A 20,668-nucleotide genomic window follows, 5' to 3' on the forward strand; every position below is an offset into this window, starting at 1 on the left:
GAGGATCGTGATCATGGTCGACGTTCTCGAACGCCCCGTCGCCGCTTCCGCCGCTTCCGCCCCGCCCACGGTTGGCGCCCGCGAGGCCTGGTACACCATCTGCCCGACCTTCGTGGCCTCCAATGTCGCGCAGGAATTCGGCTGGATCGAGGAGGAACTGCGCGGGATCGGCGCCTCGCTGTCCTATCTGCGCTCGCTGCCGGTCGCCTTCGGCTATCTCCCGCATTTCAGCCATCGCTTCGAGCACCTGTTCCGCGACGGCGGCAACATCCCCTCGATCTGGGCCAAGGCCGACAATGTCGACACTACGCTGATCGGCCTCACCGAGGCCCGGCATGGCGGCACCATCGTGGTGCGCGCCGACGATCCGGCCCGCAGTGTCGCGGCGCTGAAGGGGCGGCGCGTCGGCCTGTCGAAGAGCGCCAACGCTGCCAAGGTCGACTGGTGGCGCGCCACTTCCGAGCAGGGCATCCTCAATGCGTTGCGGCTGGCCGGCCTGTCGCGCGGCGAGGTCGAGATTGTCGACATCGCCAATGAGGACCGGGGCTTCGGCGAGGCCGCGCGTCCCTCGGCCCTGTGGGCGCAGCGGCGCGGCGACCTCGTCTTCACCCCGGAGGCGCGGGTGCTGGAAGAAGGCGAGGTCGACGCCATCTTCGCCAGCCACGGCCGCGCGCTGGGGCTGGAGCGTACCGGCCGGTTCAAGCAGGTGGAGGACTTCTCCCGCCACCCGGACTGGACGCTGCAAGTGTCCAACAGCCCCTATGCGCTGACGGTGAACACCGATTTCGCGCAGGCGAACCGCGACATCGTCGTCGCCTTCCTGCGGGCGTCGGTGCGTGCCGCGCGCTGGCTGGATGCCAATCGCGCCGCCGGGGCGGCGATCCTGCACCGCGTCACCTACCATCCGCGCGTCGCGGACACCGCCGCCGCCATTGCCGGCACCGACTTCCTGCCGACGCTGTCGGACCGCAAGCTCGCCGGCATCGACCTGCAGAAGCGCTTCCTGCTCGACCACGGCTATATCAGCCGCGATTTCGACAGCCGCGGCTGGGCCGACGCCTCCTATCTCGACGAAGCGCTGGAGTCCCTTTCCTCATGACCGCACCCGGCAACCTCGAAATCCGCGACGTCGAGAAGCATTACGACGTCGACGGGCGCCAGCTGAAGATCCTCGACCATATCGACATCGACGTCGCCAATGGCGAGTTCGTCACCATTGTCGGGCCGAGCGGCTGCGGCAAATCCACCATCCTGCGGCTGATCGTCGGGCTCGACGACGACTATTCCGGGGTGATCCGCCTGCATGGCGAGCCGATCCGCGGCACCAGCCTCAAACGCGGCATCGTGTTCCAGGACCATCGGCTGCTGCCCTGGCTGAACCTGGAGGAGAATATCGGCCTCAGCCTGGAGAATTCCGGCTGGAGCGGCGAGGAGAAGAAGCGCACCATCGCCGAGCACATCGCGCTGGTCGGGCTGCGCGGCTTCGAGAAGGTCTACCCCTACCAGCTGTCCGGCGGCATGGCGCAGCGCGCCGCCATCGCCCGCGGCCTGGTCAGCCGGCCGGAGATCCTGCTGCTCGACGAGCCGCTCGGCGCCCTCGACGCGCTGACGAGGCTGCGCCTCCAGGAGGAACTGCTCAGCATCTGGCGGATCGAGCGGACCACCATGATCCTCGTCACCCATGACGTCGACGAGGCGATCTATCTCAGCGACCGGATCCTGGTGATGACCGCCAATCCCGGCCGCATCGTCGAGGAGATCGCCGTCGACCTCCCCCATCCGCGCGACCGCGGCAGCGCCGCCTTCGCCGCCATCAAGCGGGACATCCTGCGTGAGATGGGCGACTATGCGGTGCCGAGGCAGGCGGCATGAGCCGGCGGACGATTCTGGGCTCCGATCGGGCTCATCGTACACCTCACTGCACTGCCGTCGGGACGGGTCGGCGGGCATTCTTGCGGGGCGCGGTGCTGGCCCTGGCGCTCGGCACCGTGTCCGTGGCGGAGGCGGTCGACACCCCGCCCTCCGACGCCCTGCCGGACCTCGCCCCGATCCGGGCGCTGATCTATTCCGGCGATTACGAGAAGGCCACGGTCGAATTGCAGGAACTCGCGACCAGGGTGCGTCATGCAGATGTCTTCAACCTTCTGGGCTTCAGCCTGCGCAACCTGAAGCGTTATGACGAGGCCGACCGCTGGTATCGCGAGGCGCTCTACTTCGATCCCACGCATCGTCAGGCCATCGAATATCAGGGCGAGCTGTTCATTGCGACCGGACGTCTCGACAAGGCGAAGGAAAACATCGTCACGCTGAAGATATTCTGCTCCACCGGCTGCCCGGAACTCGACAAGCTGCGCGCGGCCTATGCCGGAGCCGGCGGCGTCGGGGCGCCTTGATCGCTCGCCGATCCCGGCAAAAGCCGCGGCTGCCACCGGAGAGTCTGGAAGTGTCGATCGATATGATTATGGCCGGCCGGTTGCGGCGGCGTGAACGAGGGAGGATGGATATCGGCAACTGCGCCGGAGACATGTTCGCAAATGACTGACCGCCCACGCCTCGTTGCTCTGAATGAACTCGCCGCGCTGGTGGAGCGCCACTCTGCGTCGCGCCGGATATTGGTTGCGGTGGTCGGAGCGCCGGGGTCGGGAAAGTCGACGCTTGTCAAGCACTTGGCGCGCGCGCTCGATGCCGGCGCGTCCGGCAGCGCCGCCATCGTCCCCATGGACGGCTTCCATTTCGACGATGCGGTGCTGGAGGCGCGCGGCCTGCGCGCCCGCAAGGGGGCACCTGACACGTTCGACGTCGCCGGGCTGCGACACATGCTGCAGCGGCTCAAGGCGAACGAGGACGAGATCGCGGTGCCGATCTTCGACCGCGATCTGGAAATCGCTCGCGCCGGTGCGCGGATCGTGCCGCCGTCCGTCCGCTACGTGATCGTCGAAGGCAATTACCTGCTGCTCGACCAGGCTCCCTGGTCGAGCCTGCGCGAGATTTTCGACATGTCGGTGATGCTGGATGTCGATGAGAGCCTGTTGCGCCAACGCCTCGTCGAGCGCTGGCAATCCCATGGACTGCCGCAGGACACCGTCATCCGCAAGGTCGAGGCCAATGATCTGCCGAACGGAAGGCTGGTTCGCGAGCGGAGCGTGACGGCCGATTTCGTCGTGCCGGGCTAGGGCCAGGGTTCGGCGCCCATTGAACGGGCGTGTCCCTACCTGTGATGGGCACGTCTCCACGCCGCCGGTGTCATCCCGGTGAACTGGCGGAAGGCGCGCGTGAAATGGGCCTGGTCGGCGAAGCCGGAGCAGACGGCGATCTGTATGAGCGGCAGCTCCGGGTCGGAGAGCATGTCCTGAACCCGCTTCATCCTCGCCCTCATATGCCATTGATAGGGCGGCACACCCGTCGCGGCCTTGAAGGCATGGCTGAAATAGGAAGCCGACAATCCCACCAGCTCGGCGAGTTCCTGCAGCGTGATGCTGCGCAGGCAATTATTCTCGATGAATTCCGTCACGCGGCGCAATTGCCATGACGCGAGCGCGGTGCGCTTGCGTTCCGGTCGCCCGCCCGAGCGCAGGAACTCGATGAAGAGGCCGGTCGTCAGGCTGTCGCCGTAGAGTTCGTGGAACGCCGCGGGACTTGCGCATTCCGCTGCGATCAGATTGGCAAAATTCAGCATCCGCTCATTGGTGAACATCAGCCGCGGCGTCTCGAACGACTCGCGGGAAAAATCGTCGGCGAGCCGCTCGCGCAACGTCTCCATATCGAAGTGGAGATCGAGATGGCGGATATAGGTCGGCCGCTCGAAGCGCGACCACAGCGGCACGCCGGCCGGGATGAAGCTGATCTGGCGCGGCGCGTGGCGCTTGGGCAGGGCGGCGCGGCTGGCCGACAGCAGCAGTTCGATGTCGCCGCCCGCCTGATCCAGAAGTACGAAAAGCCGGGGATGTTCGGAAACATATTCTCCCCGTGCGCCATCGGCGCCCTCGGCCTCCCACAACTCCGCCAGCACCCCGCTCCAGGAGCCGCGATGGCCGTTCCCGATGACGGAAATGCCCTCGCGCCGGGATTTCATGTTTGGCGAGAACCTTTCCGCCATTCACCAGTCTCCGCATCAGGCGCACGTGCCGCCTATTGCCTATTGCGGCTCCTGTGCCTCACGCCCCGAAAGGCTAGAGGCCATGCTCCGCAAATGACCAAAAATGTCCTATCCCTGACAAGAATGAACAATCATCCAGGAAAATCAATTGTTAGTTGATGTATCGTGCATTGTTGGGAGTTCTCGATCTCTGCTATTTCGAATATTTCCTAAGTACGATGCAGCCACCCCGCTTAATTGGAATGATTGCAATGTATGGGAAGCGTCTGAATTCTATTCTTCTAGGTGGCGCCATGGCGGTGATGCTTCCCTATTCCGGCGTCGCCCTTGCCCAGCAAACGCAGTCCTCTCAGTCCGGGACGATCGAGCTCGACGCCGTTCAGGTTCAGGGGGAGCAGGAAACCGGCACCGGCCCGGTCGACGGCTATGTCGCAACCCAGACCACCACCGGCATGAAGACCGACGTGCCGATCACCGCCATCCCGCAGTCGGTCTCGGTCATCGGTCGCGATGAAATCGACGACCGCAAGGCGCTGAAGCTCGACGAGGCGCTGCGCTACACCGCCGGCGTGTTCGCGGCGCCCTATGGGCCGGACCCGGACACCGACTGGTTCTACATTCGCGGCTTCAACGCCACCCAGTCCGGCGTGTTCCTCGATAATCTCTCGCTCGCCAGCTACGCCTTCGGCGGCTTCCAGATCGACCCGTTCATGCTGGAGCGCATCGAAGTGCTCAAGGGCCCGTCCTCGGTGCTGTATGGCGGATCGAGCCCCGGCGGCCTGGTCAACATGATCAGCAAGCGCCCGGTCGACGCGCGATTCGGCTATGCCGAGGTGGGCGTCAACAATTTCGGCAACGCCTATTTCTCGTTCGATATAAACGATGTGTTCGGCGGCCTCGTCGGCGGCGCGACCAACCCGGCCATCATCGGCAAGGCCGCGCCCATCGCGGTCGGCGGCGATCCGGTCTGGGCCTATCGCGTCACCGGCCGCATCGCCGGCGGTGACTATTACACCGACTATGGCGAGGATTTCCGCGGCACCATCATGCCGCAGATCACCTACCGGCCGTCCGAGCAGACCAAGATCAACGTCTACACGCAGTTCTCGGCGCTGGATCAGACCCATGTCGGCGGCGGCTTCCTGCCCTATGTCGGTACCGTGGTGCCGGCGAGCTTCGGCAAGATCTCCCGCGACGCCTTCTTCGGCGAGCCGGATCTCGACAATGGCCGCTCGACGCAGGTTCTCGTCGGCTACGAGTTCGAGCACCAGTTCGAGAACGACTGGACCTTCAAGTCGGCCTCCCGCTACGGCTACCTGAACAAGCACGAGATCGGGCCGTATCCCTATGGCTACTATCCCGGCCCCTTCGGCTTCGGCGGCGGCGAGACGCCGGTCGCCCCCGACAACCTGCTCTACCGCATCGGGTTCGAGGGCACGAGCCACGTCGATTCGTTCGCGACCGACAATAATTTCAGCAGGAAGTTCTCCACCGGCCCGATCGACCACGACGTCGTCGCCGGCGCCGACTACACCCTGTACAGGCTGTCGAACCTCCAGGCATCGGGCGGAGGCACGCCGATCAGCGCCACCGACCCGGTCTATGGCGTCCCGCAGGGCGAAACCTTCGTCTATCTCGACCAGGAACTGACCCAGCAGCAGCTCGGGGGCTATCTGCAGGACCAGATGCGCTTCGGCGATGGCTGGATCCTCACGTTGAACGGTCGCTACGATTACCTGAACGTCAAATCCGACAGCCCGGCGACCTTGCCGTTCTCACCCAATTACAAGTCGAACGACTCGGCCTGGACCGGTCGCGCCGGCCTCGGCTACGAGTTCGACAATGGGGTGACGCCCTATGTCAGCGTGTCGAGCTTCTTCAACCCGGTGGTCGGCGTCAGCGCCCTTACCAATCAGGGCCTGAAGCCCGAAGAAGGCTACCAGTACGAGGCGGGCATCAAATACGAGCCCGCCTTCATGGATGCCCTGATCACCGCTTCGGTGTTCCAGATCTACCGCCAGAACGTGCTGGTCAGCGATCCGCTGCCACCCTTCATCAGCCAGCAGCTCGGCGAAGTTCGCACCAACGGTTTCGAGATCGAAGGCAAGGCCAACATCACCAGGAATTTCCGCATCCTGGGCAGCGTCACCGTGCTCGACCAGGAAATCACCGACGACCTCGACCCGGAACTGATCGGCAATGCGCCGATGACGGTGCCGGATGTGCTGGCCTCGGCCTGGGCCGACTATAAGTTCGACACGGGCCCTCTCGCCGGCGTCAGCTTCGGCGTGGGCATCCGCTATATCGGCTCGTCCTGGGTCGACAACCTCAACACGCTCGAAGTGCCCGACGTCACGCTGTTCGATGCCGCCATCCGCTACGAGCAGGAAACATGGGGCGTCGCCCTCAACGCCAGCAACCTGTTCGACGAGGTCTATGTCTCCGCCTGCCAGGGCGTCTCGACGTGCGGCTATGGCGACGCCCGCACCATCACGCTCTCCGCCCATTACAAGTGGTAACACCGGCCGGCCGGCTTCGTGCCGGCCGGCCCCAACCTGATCTGCCGCATGCATATGCAAGACGACGTGCCCCTCTACCAGCTCGACGGCATCACCTATGCCGTGCCGGGGCGCGAGATTTTGGCGCCGCTCAGCCTGACGCTTCAGGCCGGGCGGATCTACGGGCTGGTCGGGCCGAACGGCTCCGGCAAGAGCACCCTCATGCGCATCCTCGCCCGGCAATTGCCGCCGGCCGACGGCAGGGTGCGCTTCGCCGGCAAGCCCCTGGCCGGCTGGAGCGAGCGCGCATTCGCCCGCAACGTCGCCTTCATGCCGCAGTTCACCCCGGCTGCCGACGGCATGAACGTGCGTGAGCTGGTGGCGCTGGGCCGTTATCCCTGGCACGGCATGCTCGGCCGCTTCACCCATGACGATGCCGACAAGGTCGAGGCTGCGATCCGCCGCACCGGGCTGGAGTCGCTGGCGAACCGCATCGTCGACAGCCTTTCCGGCGGCGAGCGCCAGCGCGTCTGGCTCGCCCTGATGCTGGCGCAGGATCCGCGCTGCCTGCTGCTGGACGAGCCGACCTCGGCGCTCGACATCGCCCACCAGCACGACATCCTCAATCTGGTCCGCGATCTCGCGCGCGAGAGCGGCATCGCCGTCGTCGTGGTTCTGCACGACATAAATCTGGCGGTGCGCACCTGCGACGAGATCATCGCGCTGCGCGGCGGCCGCGTCATCGCCCATGCGCGCTCGCACGAGATCATGAGCCCCGAAATGCTGACCGGCATTTACGGCCTGCCGATGGGCATCTTCAACCACCCCGCCAGCGGCGAGCCGATCGGCTACGTCGCGTGAGTGCGTCTCCGCCGTTCTGGACCCGCCGGCGGCTTCTGGCGATGGGGGCCGGCCTCGCGGCCACCCGCGCATTGCCGGCCGTCGCCGCCGTCCCGACCCGTACCGCCACGCTGGACTGGGCCATCCTGGAGACCCTGCTCGCGCTCGGCAACGTCCCGGTCGCGGCGACCGAACTGCTGCAGTTCCGCGAGGTCGTGGTCGAGCCCCCCGTGCCCGCATCCGTCGCCGATCTCGGCCTGCGCGGGCTGGCGAATTTCGAGACGCTGCTGCTGGCGCGGCCCGACATCATCTTCAATTCGAATTTCTACGCCCAGTCGAACGATCGCCTCGCGCGCATTGCGCCCGTCGAGGAGTTCACCGTCTTCGCGCCCGGCACGTCGCCTTATGGCCCGGTTCTGGAGATGACCCGTGCCATCGGCAGGCGCCTCGGACGCGACGCGCAGGCGGAGGCGCTGATCGCCGACACCGACGCGCTGTTCGCCAGATTGCGCGCGCGGCTGGGCGCCGGCGACGGCCGGGCGGTGCTGCCGATCAATCTCGGTGACAGCCGGCATTTCCGTACTTTCGGCTTCGACAGCATCTTCGGGCAGGCGGTCGAGAAGCTCGGCCTGAAGAACGCCTGGGACCGGCCGACCAGCTATTCCGCCGCCGCACCCATCGGCATCGAGACGCTGGCGCGCTATGAGGAGGCTTGGATCGTCATCGTCGCCCCGGTGCCGCCGGAGGCCGTGCCGGTGCTGGAGCGCGGCGCGTTCTGGAAGGCGCTGCCCGCGGTGCGTGCCGGCCGCGTGCTGATGCTGCCTTCCGCCAACCCGTTCGGCGCTCTGCCCGCGGCCGCCCGCCTCGCCCGCCTGCTGGTCAACGCCTTGCCTTATGCTGCCAAGGGCAATTCCGGTGACTGACGCACGCGGCAACAGGCTCTGGGCCGCACTCGGCCTGATGGCGGCGCTCGCCATCGGCACGGTGGCGGCGACGCGCCCGTCCGTCCCCGGCCTCGACGACATCCTGCTATGGCACGCGACACTGCCGCGCGCCGCGACGGCGCTGTTTGCCGGTGCCGCGCTCGGCCTGTCGGGCGCGCTGCTCCAGCGCGTGTTGCGCAATCCCATCGCCGATCCCTCGACGCTCGGCATCGCCTCGGGTGCGCAGCTGGCGCTGACCCTCGCCATCGCCTTCGCCCCGTCCCTCGTTGAAGCCTCGCGCGAGGGCGTGGCGCTGGCCGGCGGCACGGGCGCGGCCCTCCTCGTGCTGGCGCTCGGCTGGCGGCGTGGACTCGATCCCGTCACCGTCGTGCTCGCCGGCATGATGATCTCGCTGACCGCCGGCGCACTCGGCGCCGCGCTCATCCTCGCCAGGGGCGAGTATGTCATGTCGCTGTTCATCTGGGGCGCCGGTGCGCTGAACCAGCAGAACTGGGACGCCGCGACCACCATCGGGACGAGGCTGGGGGTCGGCGTGTTCGCCACCCTCCTGCTGATGCGTCCCCTCGCCATTCTCGGGCTGGACGATGCAGGCGCCCGCAGCCTCGGCATCGGTCTTCTCGCTACTCGGGTCGCGGTCGTCGCGGTCGCGGTCTGGCTGGCGGCCACCGTTACGGCCGAGGTCGGCATCGTCGGCTTCGTCGGCCTCGCCGCTCCGGCCTTCGCCCGGCTGGCGGGCGCACGCACGTCGCGGCAGATCGTTGTCGTCGCGCCTTTCATCGGCGCCATCGTGCTGTCGCTGGCGGACAGCACGGTGCAGCTGGCGGGCTCGGGCTTTGCCGATCTCGCACCCACGGGCGCGGCCACCGCACTGCTCGGCGGGCCGCTGCTGCTCTATTTGCTGCCCCGCGTCCACGGCACGGATCGCGCCCGCCACGCGCTGCGTGCGCCCAATACCGTCAGGCGGCGCCATCCCGGCCGGGCGCTGGCGGTGCTCGCCGTCCTCTGCATCGCGCTGGGCGTTTTTGCGCTGGCGGCGGGCCGCTCCTTCGAGGGCTGGCACATCGCCACCGGCGCGCTGTTCGACGAACTGCTGCCGTTCCGCGGGCCGCGCCTGACCGCGGCGGCAGCGGCCGGGGCGATGCTGGCGGCTGCCGGGACGCTGATGCAGCGCATGACCGGCAACCCGATGGCGAGCCCGGAAGTGCTCGGAGTAAGCGCCGGCGGCGGGGTCGGGCTTGCCGTCGTCCTGCTGACCCTTGGGGCCTCCAGCCCCTCGATGCTGCTGGCAGGCATGGCGGCCGGGGCGCTTGTGGTGCTGCTCGCCATGCTAGCGATTTCCGCCCGCTCCGGCCTCGGCCCGGAGCGGCTCTTGCTGGCCGGCATCGCCATGGGGTCGTTATGCATGGCCATCCTCACCACCGTGCTGGCGAGCGGTGGCATCTCCGCCTACCTGCTGCTGGTCTGGATGTCGGGCTCGACCAACCGCGTCGGCCCGTTCGAGGCGTGGACGGCAGCGATCTCCGCCATCGTGCTCATCGTGCCGCTTTTTCTGTTCGGCCGCTGGCTGGACATATTGCCGCTCGGCATGGATGCGAGCCGCGGCATCGGCGTCCCCGCCCGCCGCGCCCGCATCGTGCTGGCGCTGTTCGCCGCCGCATTGTCGGCCATGGCCTCGTTCGTGGTGGGCCCGCTGAGCCTCGTCGGCCTCATAGGTCCTCACCTGGCCCGACTTCTGGGCTTTACGAGGGGGATCGGCCAGCTGGCTGCCGCCATCCTCATCGGCGCCGCGCTGCTGATTCTGGCGGACTGGCTGTCGCGCGTCGTGGTGTTCCCCTATCAGGTGCCGGTCGGCCTGTTCGCGGCGCTGATCGGCGGCCCCTATCTCATCTGGCTGCTGAGGCGCGGAGACGAGCAACGTGACTGAACCCATGCTCACCGCCGAGACCCGCATCGAACTGCCCGATCCCCGCGCCATGCTGGACATGCTGTGCCGGCATTTCGGGGAGCATGGCACCGTCACGCTCAGCGACAATGGCGGGCGCATCGAGAACCAGTTCGGCTTTGCCGCGCTGGAACTGGTGCCCGGCGCCCTGCATGTGCGCGCCGGCGGCCTCGACGATACCGCGCTCTATGTGGTCAAGAGTGCCATCGCCGACCATCTCGTGATGTTCGCTCCCGGCAAAGCGCTCTCCTTCGTCTGGTCGGGCGAGGCGACTGCCGCCATTCCGTTCTTCCGCGAAATGGTGATTGTCGGTTCGCGCTCCGTCACGCCGGGCATGCGGCGCGTGACGCTCAAGGGGGCCGACATCGCGCATTTCGACAGGGATGACGGCCTGCATGTGCGCGTGCTGATCCCACCGGTCGGCCGCGTGCCAATATGGCCGCACGCCGCCCCGGATGGGCGCACCGTCTGGCCGAAGGGCGAGGACGCCCTGACCTGCCGCGTCTATACCATCCGCGCTATCGACCGCGAGGCCGGCACGCTCGATATCGACGTCGTATTGCACGAGGGGACGTCCACCCCCGGCGCGGATTGGGCGCGCCTCGCGTCGCCCGGCGATGCCGTGGGCTTGCTCGGTCCCGGCGGGGCCGGCATTCAGCCGGCGAGTTGGTATCTCTTCGCCGGCGACGAGACGGCACTTCCGGCCATCGCCCGCATGGCGGCGGCGCTTCCCGCCGACGCACACGCCGTCATCCGCCTCGAAGTCGCGAGCGAGAGCGAACGCCAGCCTCTGTATTCGACCGCGCGGCTCGATCTCCGATGGCTGCATCGCGACGGCGCGGCGCCCGGCACGACGACCTTGCTTGATGAAGCCGTGAGGGCTGTCGATTGGCCTGCGGCCTGCGACGACGCCTTCGTGTGGGCCGGTTGCGAACAAAAGACGGCGCGCGCCCTGCGCGGATACGTCATGAAGGAACGGGGCTTTCCTAAAAGCCGTTGCCTGATCGCCGCTTACTGGCGTCTGGGCCATCAGGGTGTCGACCTCGGCGACTGACGCCGCATCGGCGATCGAGCCCGCCGTCAAGCCGTCCGGCATCGACCGTCCGCTGTTTCCTGGGCGGCGGCACCTTCGGCGCGTCGGCTCAGTTCGGCACCGCGGCGATCATATAGTCATGGCCATGGCTCAGCCCGTCACGCGTGGCCAGAAGCTGCGTCGCTCGGACGGACAGGCCGTCCATCCGAACGGTCAAGGCCCTGGCGGTATCGTCGTCGATCAGGGCGATCAACTGCCGGATATCCTGCAATTGCCGATCCACCCATTTGATGTCGTAGCGGGTCGGGAAGCGGCGGGCGAAGACGATGCGAAGCCCGACCTGTTCCAGCCTTTGCATGACCCATTCGGCCGGATATTCCCGATAGGGAAGTACGCCGGCCAAAAGGGCACAGGCATCCCTGAGCCGGCCGATCGCCTGTACCAGCAGGCCAGCCTCGTCGTCGGCCTTGCCAAAGATATAAGGGTCGACCCCGATCACATAGATCCGGCCGCCGACCAGCGGCCGCAACCGCGCGAAGAGCTCGCTCTGGAAGTAGGGGGCGTATCCTTCGACGGCACCCAGCAGATATTCGGCCAGAACCGTATCGTATCGTTCGCCGGCGAGAAGCGCCGCGTCCTGCCAGTTGCCCAAAACGGCCCGGTCCTGCGGCCTCCGCCTTGCCGAGACAGCCTCCTCGGTGAGGCGCAGATGCTCGGGATCGGCGCTGACGAGAGTCCATTTCGAGGATGGTAGGCCGCTCATCCATGAGGCGGATCGCACGCCTGTCCCGGCGTCCAGCATGGAGCCCCAGGGCGTGCTGCCCTGAACCTGCTCGATGATGCCGAACATATCGAGCCTCTGCGGTGCGGGCATCGCTGGGGTTTGCATGCTTTGGTTCCGAGCCGATCGAGCAACTTATGGCCGGTTCAATAAGGGCGAGGCATCGATCCGCATAAGGTTTATTGCAAGACGCATGAATTATTCGCCGGAATCCCGGCGGCCCCGGCCTGACGGCATTCTGCGCATCGTCCGGGAGGCCCATGTCGCCCGCCCGCGCGTCCGCCATTCTGTTGGCAGGCATTCGATGCGGCGAGGGTGGCGTGCGAGCGAAACCATGCGCCGCGAGCCCGTCGCGCATGGCCGGCTCAAGCTGACGGGAGATTCCGTGATCCGATTAATCGACGGATGCCAGGGAGCGAAGCACGTCAGTGGCGCTCAGGCAGGGCAGAAGAAAATGGCCGGCAACATGCCGGCCATTCATCTCGTTCAGATCACGCCTTGAAATCCTCGAGCCGGAACGGCAGCGACCGCAGCCGCTGGCCGGTGGCATCGAAGATGGCGTTGGACAGCGCCGGGGCGACGCCCGGTACGCCCGGTTCACCGATACCGGTCGGCGCGTTGGCGGAGGGCAGGATATGCACCTCCACCTTCGGCATCTCCGACATGCGCAGTGGGATGTAGCTGTCGAAATTGGCCTGTTCCACAACGCCCTTGTCCAGGGTGATCTCGTCGTGCAGCGCCGCCCCGAGCCCGAAGCCGACGCCCCCCTCGACCTGGGCGACGATCACGTCCGGGTTGACGGCGATGCCGCAATCGACCGCGCACACTACCTTGTCGACCTTGATCTGGCCGTTCACCACCGAGACGTCGATCACGCTGCCGACCACGGTGTTGAAGCTCTCGTGCAGCGCAAGGCCGCGGCCTTTGCCGGTGCCGGGCTTGGTGCCCCAGTTCGCCTTCTCGGCAAGCAGCTTCAGCACGGCGGTGTGGCGCGGCCGGTCCTTGAGCAGTTCGAGCCGGAACTCGACCGGGTCGCGGCCGGCGGCGCGGGCCAGCTCGTCGACCGTCACCTCGACCACGTGGGCGGTGTGGGTGTGGCCGACCGAACGCCACCAGAGGGTGGGCACCTTCACCTCAGGCGAATGCAGTTCCACCATGAAGTTGCCGATGTCGTAATTGGTGTCGGCCGCGCCCTCCACCGAGGTGCCGTCGACGCCCTCCTTCACCGCGAAGGCTTCGAACGGCGTGCCGATCATGAAGGACTGGCCGACGATGCGCTGCTCCCAGCCGGCGATCTTGCCCTCCGCGGTCACGCCGGCGCGGACCTTGTGGTAGAACATCGGCCGGTAGTAGCCGCCCTTGATGTCGTCTTCGCGGGTCCAGACCAGGTGTACCGGGGCCCGGCCGTCGATGGCCTTGAGGATGGTGGCGGCCTCGGCGACATAGTCGGCGGCGGTGTTGGCCCGCCGGCCGAAGGAACCGCCGGCCCACAGGGTCTCGATCTTCACCTGTTCGGGCTTGAGGCCCATGATGCCGGCGGTGACCGCCTGTTCGATGGTCTGGAACTGCGAGCCGGTCCAGATGGTGACGCCGTCGCCGGTCTTCTCGATCACGCAGTTCAGCGGCTCCATCGGAGCATGGGCGAGGTAGGGGAAGGCGAACTCGGTCTCGACCGTCTTGGCGGCGCCGGCGATGCCCTTGGCGGCGTCGCCCTTCCTGGCAGCGGTATGCCCCGCGGTGTCGGCGAGCTTCTTGTACTCGTCGAACAGCTCGGCCGTGCCGCGGTTCTCCGCCTTGCTCTCATCCCATTCGATGGTGGCGAGCGCCTCGCGGCCCTGGATCGCGGCCCAGGTGTTCTGCGCCAATACGGCGACGCCGTTGGGCACTGCCACCACATCGACCACCCCCGGCACCTGCTTGGCCGCGGTGGCGTCGAAGGTTTTCACCGTCGCGCCGAAGCGATCCGGGCGCTTGATGACCGCGGTGAGCATGCCGGGGCGGCGGATGTCGAGCGCGTAGATCGCCTTGCCGTCGGTCTTGTCGGCCGAATCGAGACGCGGCAGGCGCGTGCCGATCAGCTTGAAATCCTTCGGATCCTTGAGCTTCACCTCGCCGGGGATCGGCTGCCGGGCGGCATCGCCCGCCAGTTCGCCGAAGCTGGCGGTGTGGGTTCCGCTCTTCAGCGTTCCGTTCTCGATGGTGATGCTTTCGGCCGGGACCTTCCATTTTTCGGCCGCGGCCGCGATCAGCATCTGGCGCGCGGCGGCGCCGGCTTTGCGCAGTTGCTCCCAGCTATTGGCGACGGAGGTCGAGCCGCCCGTCCCCTGGACCGGTCCGAACAGCAGATTGTTATAGAGCTGGGCGTCGGCCGGCGCGAAGGTGGCGCGCATCTGGCTCCAGTCGGCGTCCATTTCCTCGGCCACGATAGTGGCAAGGCCGGTGGTGACGCCCTGACCCATGTCGAGATGCTTGATCAACACGGTCACCGTGCTGTCCGGCGCGATCTTTACGAACGCGTTCGGCATCGGGCCGTCGGTCGGCGCGGCGGCAAGGGCTTCGGACGGGCCGAGGCGCACGCCGATGACCAGTGCGCCGGACACGGCGGCGGCGGCCTTGAGGAAGCCGCGGCGCGAGGTGGCGCCGAGCGGAGTTGCAACAGCCGGTGCGGGCGCGAGGCGCTCAAGCATCCGGGCGTAGTCTGCGGGCTTGATGATGTGCATGGCGCTCACGCGAGGTTCGAGGCGGCGTCGTGGATGGCGGCGCGGATGCGTTGATAGGTGGCGCAGCGGCAGACATTGCCGTCCATCGCGGCATCGATGTCCTCGTCGGTGGGCTTGCGGTTCTCGCTGAGCAGCCCGACCGCCGACATGATCTGGCCGGACTGACAGTACCCGCACTGCACGACATCGAGCTTCCGCCACGCCACGACGACGGCGGTGCCGACCTCGCCGCCGACACCCTCGATCGTGACGACGCTCTTTCCCTCGACGTCGGACAGCGCCGTCTGGCACGAGCGCACGGGCGCGCCGTCGACATGGACGGTGCACGCGCCGCAGAGCGCCGCGCCGCAGCCGAACTTTGTACCGGTCAGTCCGACCACGTCACGCAATGCCCATAGTAGCGGCATGTTCCCATCTGCCTCGATGGTGCGTTCAGATCCATTGAGTGTGAATTTCATGTGTCGCCCTCTCCTTCAGGGATGAGGACGCGCGGACGCATGCCATCGAACTCCCGGCCGATGGCAAACACCTCTGCGCTCCCAGCGAAATGCTAGGCTTCATGATGATCGTCATCTAATCACCAGTCCGTGACTGCAACGGCGCCTGCCGCCGGTTCGTCACGGGGGGTCATCGATCGGAATAGGGCCGGCGTCGGGGAGCGATCGTTGCCTGGACGCAGGTCGCCCGCCCCGATCGCCGCCCCTTCCCGTCACTTGGACCAGGCGTCGACCTTGGCCTTGTTGGCGTCGACCCATGCCTTTGCGGTCGCGGCCGGATCGGCACCGGGCTTGTTGTTCTCGACCATCACCGCCTGCTCGTCGGCGAGCGAGAGGGTGAAATTGTCGAGGATCTTATAGGCCACGGGAGCTTCTTCCTTCAGCTTGGTCGCAACGACGGTGTTGACCGTCTCCTCGCCGCCGAACACACCCTTCGAATCCGCGAGATACTTCAGGTCCCAGGTCGCGAACATCCAGTGCGGCGTCCAGGTGGTGATGACGATCGGCTCCTTTTTCGAATAGGCGTCCTTGAGCGCGGCGACCATGGTGGCATCCGAACCCTCGACCAGCTTCACCGGCAGTTCGTAGTCCTTGATCGCCTTTTCCGACGCCTTCATCAGCCCGGCGCCGGGGTCGATGCCGATCACCTTGCCGCCGAACTTGGCCGGATCCTTCTTGATGTCCTCAATGGTGGCGATGTCGACATAGGTCGGCACCGCCCAGCCGATCTTGGCGCCGGTCACGTTCGGCCCGAGATCGACCACCTTGTCCTTCAGCTTGGCGTAGTAGGCGGCGTGGGTGGCCGGCAGCCAGGCGGCAACCATGGCATCGGCCTCGCCGGTGGCGACCGCCTGCCACATCGCGGCGCCGGAGAGCGGCACCATCTTGACCTTGTAGCCCTTCTCCTCCAGTGCGGCCTTGACGACATTGGTCGCGACCACCGCGTCCGACCATTCGACATAGGCGATGGTGAGGTCCTTCTTCTCCGCCTGCGCCGCGCCGATGGCGAGGCCGAGGGCGGTGGCGGCGAGGGCGGCCGTCTTCGTGAATTTACCGAGGATGGACATGAGCTGACTCCGGTCTGGAATGGTGATGTTGATGGCCGGAAGTCGTTGAAACGCTTCCGTTGTTCGCAGTTGTCACGCCTTGTCGCGCCGCATGTGGCGGGCGATGTGCTGCGTGATGCGATCGAGAATGACGGCCAGCACCACGATGGCGATGCCGGCCTGGAAGCCCTGGCCGGCCTCCAGCCGCTGGATGGCCTTCCACACCTCTCCGCCCAGCCCGCCGGCGCCGATCATCGCGGAGATCACCACCATGGAGAGCGCAAGCATGATGGTCTGGTTGATGCCGGCCATGATGGTGGGGATGGCGAGAGGAAGCTGGACCTTGAACAGCTTCTGCCAGCGGCTCGAGCCGAAGGCGTCGGCCGCCTCCACCAGCTCGGGCGGCGTCTGCATGATGCCGAGCGCCGTGAGGCGGATGGTGGGCGGCATCGCGAACACGATGGTGGCGAAGCACGCCGAGACCGCGCCGAGGCCGAAGAAGGGGATGGCGGGGATGAGATAGACGAAGCTCGGCATGGTCTGCATCATGTCGAGCGCCGGCGCGACGACACGCCAGAAACGCCGGCTCACCGCCGCGCCGATGCCGATCGGGATGCCGATGGCGAGCGCGAACGCCGTCGAGACCAGCACCAGCACCAGCGATTGCAGGGTGGCGCGCCACAATTCGAGATTCCACAGGAACGCGAAGCCGAGCATGGTGAACAGCGCGATGCGCGCGGTGGTCAGCCGCCACACGGCCAGGCCGAAAGCGATGATCACCAGCCAGGGCGGCAGGCCGACCAGCAGGTCCGTCGTCCATTCGATGCCCGTGCCGACGAAGGCGCTGAGTGCCCGCGTGACGCCCGAGAAATGCTCGGTCGCCCAATCCAATGCGATGTCGCACCACTCGGCGAGGGGAATGCGGGGAATCTCAAGCGCCATCGTCGGTCTCCCTCAATGTGCCGCGTGCGCGTGGCGACGCGCGAGGGTGGCCACAAGGTCGGCATTGGCGATCACCCCGCGCAACGCCCGGTCTTCGTCGATGACGGCGATCTCGCCGCGCCCGGCCGCCAGCTTGGCGACGGTCTCGTTGAGGGTGGCCGAGATCGGCACGCAGGCGTCGGTATCGCTGAGCAGCAGGCGCAGCTCCGTCTGGCCGGCTGCCTCCAGCGTCCCGGCATCGACGGTCCCCTGGAAGCGACCGTCCTGGCAGACCACGGTAACGACCGGCTCGCCGGTCTCGATGAGGCGGGCGAGCGCCTCCGCCGCCGTGCTGTGCCAGGGCTTCACGGCCGATGGCGCGCGCATCGCGTCGCCCGCGGTGACGACGCCGAGCACGTCGATATGCTCGACGAAGCGACGCACATAGTCATCCGCCGGGTGGGCGAGGAAATCTGCCGCCGTGCCCTGCTGCACGACGCGGCCATCCTTCATCAGCACGATGCGGCCGCCCAAGGCGATCGCCTCGTCGAGATCGTGGCTGACAAAGACGATGGTCTTCTTCAGCCGCCGCTGCAGCGCCACGAGTTCCTGCTGCATATCGCGGCGGATCAGCGGATCGAGCGCACTGAAGGCCTCGTCCATCAGCAGGACATCGGGATCGAGCGCCAGCGCGCGGGCGAGGCCGGCGCGCTGCTGCATGCCGCCGGACAGCTGCGACGGGAAATGCCCGTCCCAGCCCTTCAAGCCCACGGTCTCCAGGGCGGCCATCGCCCGCTCGCGGCGTGCGGACACGGAGACGCCCTGGATTTCGAGGCCGTACTCGACGTTCTTCAAGACCGTGCGGTGGGGAAAAAGCGCGAATTGCTGGAAGACCATGCCGAAACGAGTGCGGCGGAAATCCATCAATTCCCGCTCGTTGAGCTTGGTGACGTCGACATCGTCGACGAGCACGGTGCCGGCAGTCGGCTCGATGAGGCGGTTGATGCAGCGAAGGCAGGTCGACTTGCCCGATCCCGACAGGCCCATCACCACCAGGATCTCGCCCTCGGCAATGTCGAAGCTGACATCCTGCAGCCCGACCACGGCGCCGGTCGCCTTCTGGATGTCGGCTCGGTTCTGGCCGGCTCGCAGCAGCGACAGCGCAGCGCCCGCGTCGTCCGCGAAGATCTTGGTCAGTCCATTGACCCTGATGCGTGGCTGCTTCTGCGTCATGCACTCCCCTTTCACTTAGGGAAGTGTCCTGTGCATGAGCGCCGTCTCGATTGGACGGATGCGACAATCGCCGCAACAAACACGACAAACGCCGGTCCGTCTGCTGCCGGAATTATCGGGGTACCGGGCGCGGTGCCGATCATGCTTTCGATGGGCATGGTGGCGGGCCTGGTTACGAACTGGGCCTCAGCTCCTGCGAGGCGGTCCGGTCGCCATGCATGCGTCTCACGCCGGCTTCGTCATTCCCGTCAGCGTCTCGATCTGGGCCGAAGGCAAGAGTTCCTCGGGCGTTGCACAGAGGCCGTGGCGGATCAGCCAGCGCCCGACAGATGGCTCGGCGGTCAGCACGGCGAAAGGTACGGCGCAGAGCAGGCCTATGAGCGGCGGCGCGGCCCAGATGAGTGCGCACGGCGCAAAGGCGCAGAGTGTCGTCGCCAGCAGAAGCCCGAACAGGAACTGAGGCCAGAGGCCGGCGAGGGCGGTCTGCCATGACAGGCGCTCGGCGTCGCGGGCCTGCGCTTCCCAGGTGACGGTCTTGCCGCAGGCGAGCCCGACCATGAATATCGCCACCCGGAAGGCGATGACGGGCCCGAGAAGGATGCCGAACAGGAATTCCAGCAGGGCGCCGCGCATCAGCACGCCGCTACCGCCATAGCGCCGTCGTTCCTCGCGGCGCAGCAGCACGTCGAGAAGGCCCGCAAGCTTTGGCGTCAGGCTCATGGCGAAGGTGGTCAGGAACAGGCCGAGGCCAAGCGCGGCCGGAAACGGTTCGTCGATCGGTTCCGTATCGAAGACCTTCAGCGTGGCGAGGACCATGAACGCGATCCAGGTGAAGGCGCCGAGATACATCAGGATTGCCCAGGCGATCTGAAAACGGCTCATCGGCTTCAGGCCGGGCATGGCGAGCAGGCGCCAGTACTGCATGTTGCCTTGGCACCAGCGCAGATCCCTCCGGGTGAACTCGGTCAGATGCGGCGGGTTTTCCTCGTAGCTTTCGATCTCTTCCGGCAGCACCCGCACCTCGTAGCCGGCGCGGCGCATCAGCACGGCCTCGATCTGGTCATGCGAGAGAATAGGACCGCAAAGCGGGCCATCGCCGGGGAGCACCGGCAGGTGGCAATGCGCCTTGAAGGGAGCGACGCGGATGACCGCATTGTGCCCCCAGTAAGGCCCGCAATCCCCCGCCCACCACGAGGCGCCCATCGTGTAGGAGCGCATGCCGTGACGCATGCCGAACTGGAAGATGCGTGCGAAAGCGGAGCGCGACGGCATGCCGACGACCAGGCTCTGCAGGATTCCGAGCATCGAGTTGGCCTGCATGATGCGGACCATGCGCAGGATGCTCGACGCCCCGAGATAGCTGTCGGCATCGAGGCCGAGCATCAGATCGTGGTCGTCGCCCCAGCGATCGAGGAAGTCGCGGATATTGCCGGCCTTGTAGCCGGTGCCGTCGCTGCGACGGCGATAATGCAGCTTTGCGCCCGTGCCGGCCTCGGATCGCCAGCTTTCGAACAGCGCCTCTTCGGCAGCAGCGATGTCGGGACGCGTCGTGTCCGAAAGAACGTAATAGGCGAAATGCGCGCCGGCGCCGCTGCGTTCAAGGTCGTCCCGCATCAACCGGAGCCGGGCGATGGCGCGGTACGGATCCTCGTTGCGCAGGGTCATCAGGATCGCGATCCGCGCCGTGACGGGGCCATCGTCAGGCGCCCGGCCAGCATAGGGGAAAACCGCCTGCCGCGGGTCGACCGATCCATGCAGCAGCCAGAGGCCCAGCAGCGCGTTCCAGAATCCAAGGATCGTCCAGGGCATCGAAATACAGAACGCAAGCAGCAGCAGCATGTCGAGATGCGTCCACCCGCCCGCCCCGAGCAGCCTGGAAAAGGCCAGGACAAGGCCGGCGAATGTCAGCACGTTGAGCGCGGCCACGAGGGCCCGCCGACGAGCCAGCAGCCGTGACGATTGCACACCGGTGGGGGTCAGTCCGGCCGCAATCGCGTTCGCCGGCGACAGGACCGCCGCGAACTCTTCACCCTGACTCATGCCGACAGACTCTGCGAATGAACGATGTGAAACTTGCGGGCGACCCGACTTGGTTTATACGAAACCGGATGCTGGTG

18 protein-coding genes are annotated in these 20,668 nt (G+C 66.7%); 10 read left to right on the top strand and 8 right to left on the bottom strand.

Features of this window, described 5'->3' with window-relative positions; all coding sequences use genetic code 11:
- Positions 1-13 precede the first annotated feature (13 nt).
- The 4 genes from AC1RU4_RS22600 to AC1RU4_RS22615 all read left to right on the top strand — a co-directional run bounded on the left by AC1RU4_RS22600 (position 14) and on the right by AC1RU4_RS22615 (position 3,173).
- Entirely contained in the window at positions 14-1,099 is a 1,086-nt protein-coding gene (locus AC1RU4_RS22600; protein ID WP_492893447.1) for an ABC transporter substrate-binding protein, read from the top strand.
- Complete coding sequence (locus tag AC1RU4_RS22605) at positions 1,096-1,872, top strand: ABC transporter ATP-binding protein (protein ID WP_492893449.1); 777 nt, start codon at positions 1,096-1,098, stop codon at positions 1,870-1,872. Before AC1RU4_RS22600 ends, AC1RU4_RS22605 begins: the two co-directional genes overlap by 4 nt.
- Positions 1,873-1,952: 80 nt before the next feature.
- Positions 1,953-2,393 carry a tetratricopeptide repeat protein gene (locus AC1RU4_RS22610; protein ID WP_492893451.1) on the top strand — a complete coding sequence of 147 codons (441 nt, stop codon included), beginning with the start codon at positions 1,953-1,955 and terminating at the stop codon, positions 2,391-2,393.
- 141 nt (positions 2,394-2,534) lie between these two features.
- Entirely contained in the window at positions 2,535-3,173 is a 639-nt protein-coding gene (locus AC1RU4_RS22615; RefSeq protein ID WP_492893453.1) for a nucleoside triphosphate hydrolase, read from the top strand.
- 35 nt (positions 3,174-3,208) lie between these two features.
- Here AC1RU4_RS22615 and AC1RU4_RS22620 read toward each other — a convergent pair whose 3' ends face one another.
- Entirely contained in the window at positions 3,209-4,072 is an 864-nt protein-coding gene (locus tag AC1RU4_RS22620; RefSeq protein ID WP_492893455.1) for a helix-turn-helix transcriptional regulator, read from the bottom strand.
- A gap of 266 nt (positions 4,073-4,338) precedes the next feature.
- Between AC1RU4_RS22620 and AC1RU4_RS22625 the strand changes: the two genes are divergently transcribed.
- Genes AC1RU4_RS22625 through AC1RU4_RS22645 form a run of 5 tightly spaced genes read left to right on the top strand, consistent with a single transcriptional unit; the run spans position 4,339 to position 11,374 of the window.
- On the top strand, positions 4,339-6,615 hold the full coding sequence (locus AC1RU4_RS22625; RefSeq protein WP_492893457.1) for a TonB-dependent siderophore receptor: 2,277 nt from the start codon (positions 4,339-4,341) through the stop codon (positions 6,613-6,615).
- 48 nt (positions 6,616-6,663) lie between these two features.
- Complete coding sequence (locus AC1RU4_RS22630; RefSeq protein ID WP_492893459.1) at positions 6,664-7,455, top strand: ABC transporter ATP-binding protein; 792 nt, start codon at positions 6,664-6,666, stop codon at positions 7,453-7,455.
- Between the two features lie 41 nt (positions 7,456-7,496).
- On the top strand, positions 7,497-8,357 hold the full coding sequence (locus tag AC1RU4_RS22635) for an iron-siderophore ABC transporter substrate-binding protein (RefSeq protein WP_492893547.1): 861 nt from the start codon (positions 7,497-7,499) through the stop codon (positions 8,355-8,357).
- On the top strand, positions 8,329-10,302 hold the full coding sequence (fhuB, locus tag AC1RU4_RS22640; RefSeq protein WP_492893461.1) for a Fe(3+)-hydroxamate ABC transporter permease FhuB: 1,974 nt from the start codon (positions 8,329-8,331) through the stop codon (positions 10,300-10,302). Before AC1RU4_RS22635 ends, fhuB begins: the two co-directional genes overlap by 29 nt.
- A complete protein-coding gene (locus AC1RU4_RS22645; protein WP_492893463.1) occupies positions 10,295-11,374 on the top strand; it encodes a DUF2218 domain-containing protein in 1,080 nt (359 codons plus the stop codon). The genes fhuB and AC1RU4_RS22645 overlap by 8 nt, the downstream gene beginning before the upstream one ends.
- Before the next feature lie 88 nt (positions 11,375-11,462).
- On the opposite strand, the gene AC1RU4_RS22650 is transcribed toward AC1RU4_RS22645, so the two are convergent.
- Entirely contained in the window at positions 11,463-12,203 is a 741-nt protein-coding gene (locus AC1RU4_RS22650; RefSeq protein WP_492893465.1) for a class I SAM-dependent methyltransferase, read from the bottom strand.
- 265 nt (positions 12,204-12,468) lie between these two features.
- Here AC1RU4_RS22650 and AC1RU4_RS22655 point away from each other — a divergent pair, with 265 nt between their 5' ends.
- A complete protein-coding gene (locus AC1RU4_RS22655) occupies positions 12,469-12,636 on the top strand; it encodes a hypothetical protein (protein WP_492893467.1) in 168 nt (55 codons plus the stop codon).
- Here the strand turns inward: AC1RU4_RS22655 and AC1RU4_RS22660 are convergent.
- From AC1RU4_RS22660 to mdoH, 6 genes are all read right to left on the bottom strand, one after another.
- Positions 12,626-14,854 (bottom strand): xanthine dehydrogenase family protein molybdopterin-binding subunit, encoded by a 2,229-nt coding sequence (locus tag AC1RU4_RS22660; protein ID WP_492893549.1) that lies wholly within the window; start codon positions 14,852-14,854, stop codon positions 12,626-12,628. The two genes, AC1RU4_RS22655 and AC1RU4_RS22660, sit on opposite strands and share 11 nt — an antisense overlap.
- 5 nt (positions 14,855-14,859) lie before the next feature.
- Positions 14,860-15,312 (bottom strand): (2Fe-2S)-binding protein, encoded by a 453-nt coding sequence (locus AC1RU4_RS22665; RefSeq protein WP_492893469.1) that lies wholly within the window; start codon positions 15,310-15,312, stop codon positions 14,860-14,862.
- 251 nt (positions 15,313-15,563) lie between these two features.
- Complete coding sequence (locus tag AC1RU4_RS22670; protein ID WP_492893471.1) at positions 15,564-16,418, bottom strand: glycine betaine ABC transporter substrate-binding protein; 855 nt, start codon at positions 16,416-16,418, stop codon at positions 15,564-15,566.
- Between the two features lie 72 nt (positions 16,419-16,490).
- Positions 16,491-17,339: an ABC transporter permease gene (locus tag AC1RU4_RS22675; RefSeq protein WP_492893473.1), complete on the bottom strand. Its 849-nt coding sequence runs from the start codon at positions 17,337-17,339 to the stop codon at positions 16,491-16,493.
- A 12-nt stretch (positions 17,340-17,351) separates the two neighbouring features.
- The gene (locus AC1RU4_RS22680) at positions 17,352-18,551 is read right to left on the bottom strand and encodes a quaternary amine ABC transporter ATP-binding protein (RefSeq protein WP_492893475.1); all 1,200 of its coding nucleotides are present in this window, start codon (positions 18,549-18,551) and stop codon (positions 17,352-17,354) included.
- Between the two features lie 225 nt (positions 18,552-18,776).
- A complete protein-coding gene (gene mdoH, locus AC1RU4_RS22685) occupies positions 18,777-20,591 on the bottom strand; it encodes a glucans biosynthesis glucosyltransferase MdoH (RefSeq protein ID WP_492893477.1) in 1,815 nt (604 codons plus the stop codon).
- Positions 20,592-20,668: the final 77 nt, after the last annotated feature.

It is taken from the genome of Ancylobacter sp. GW821-FHT10E12, assembly GCF_058809335.1.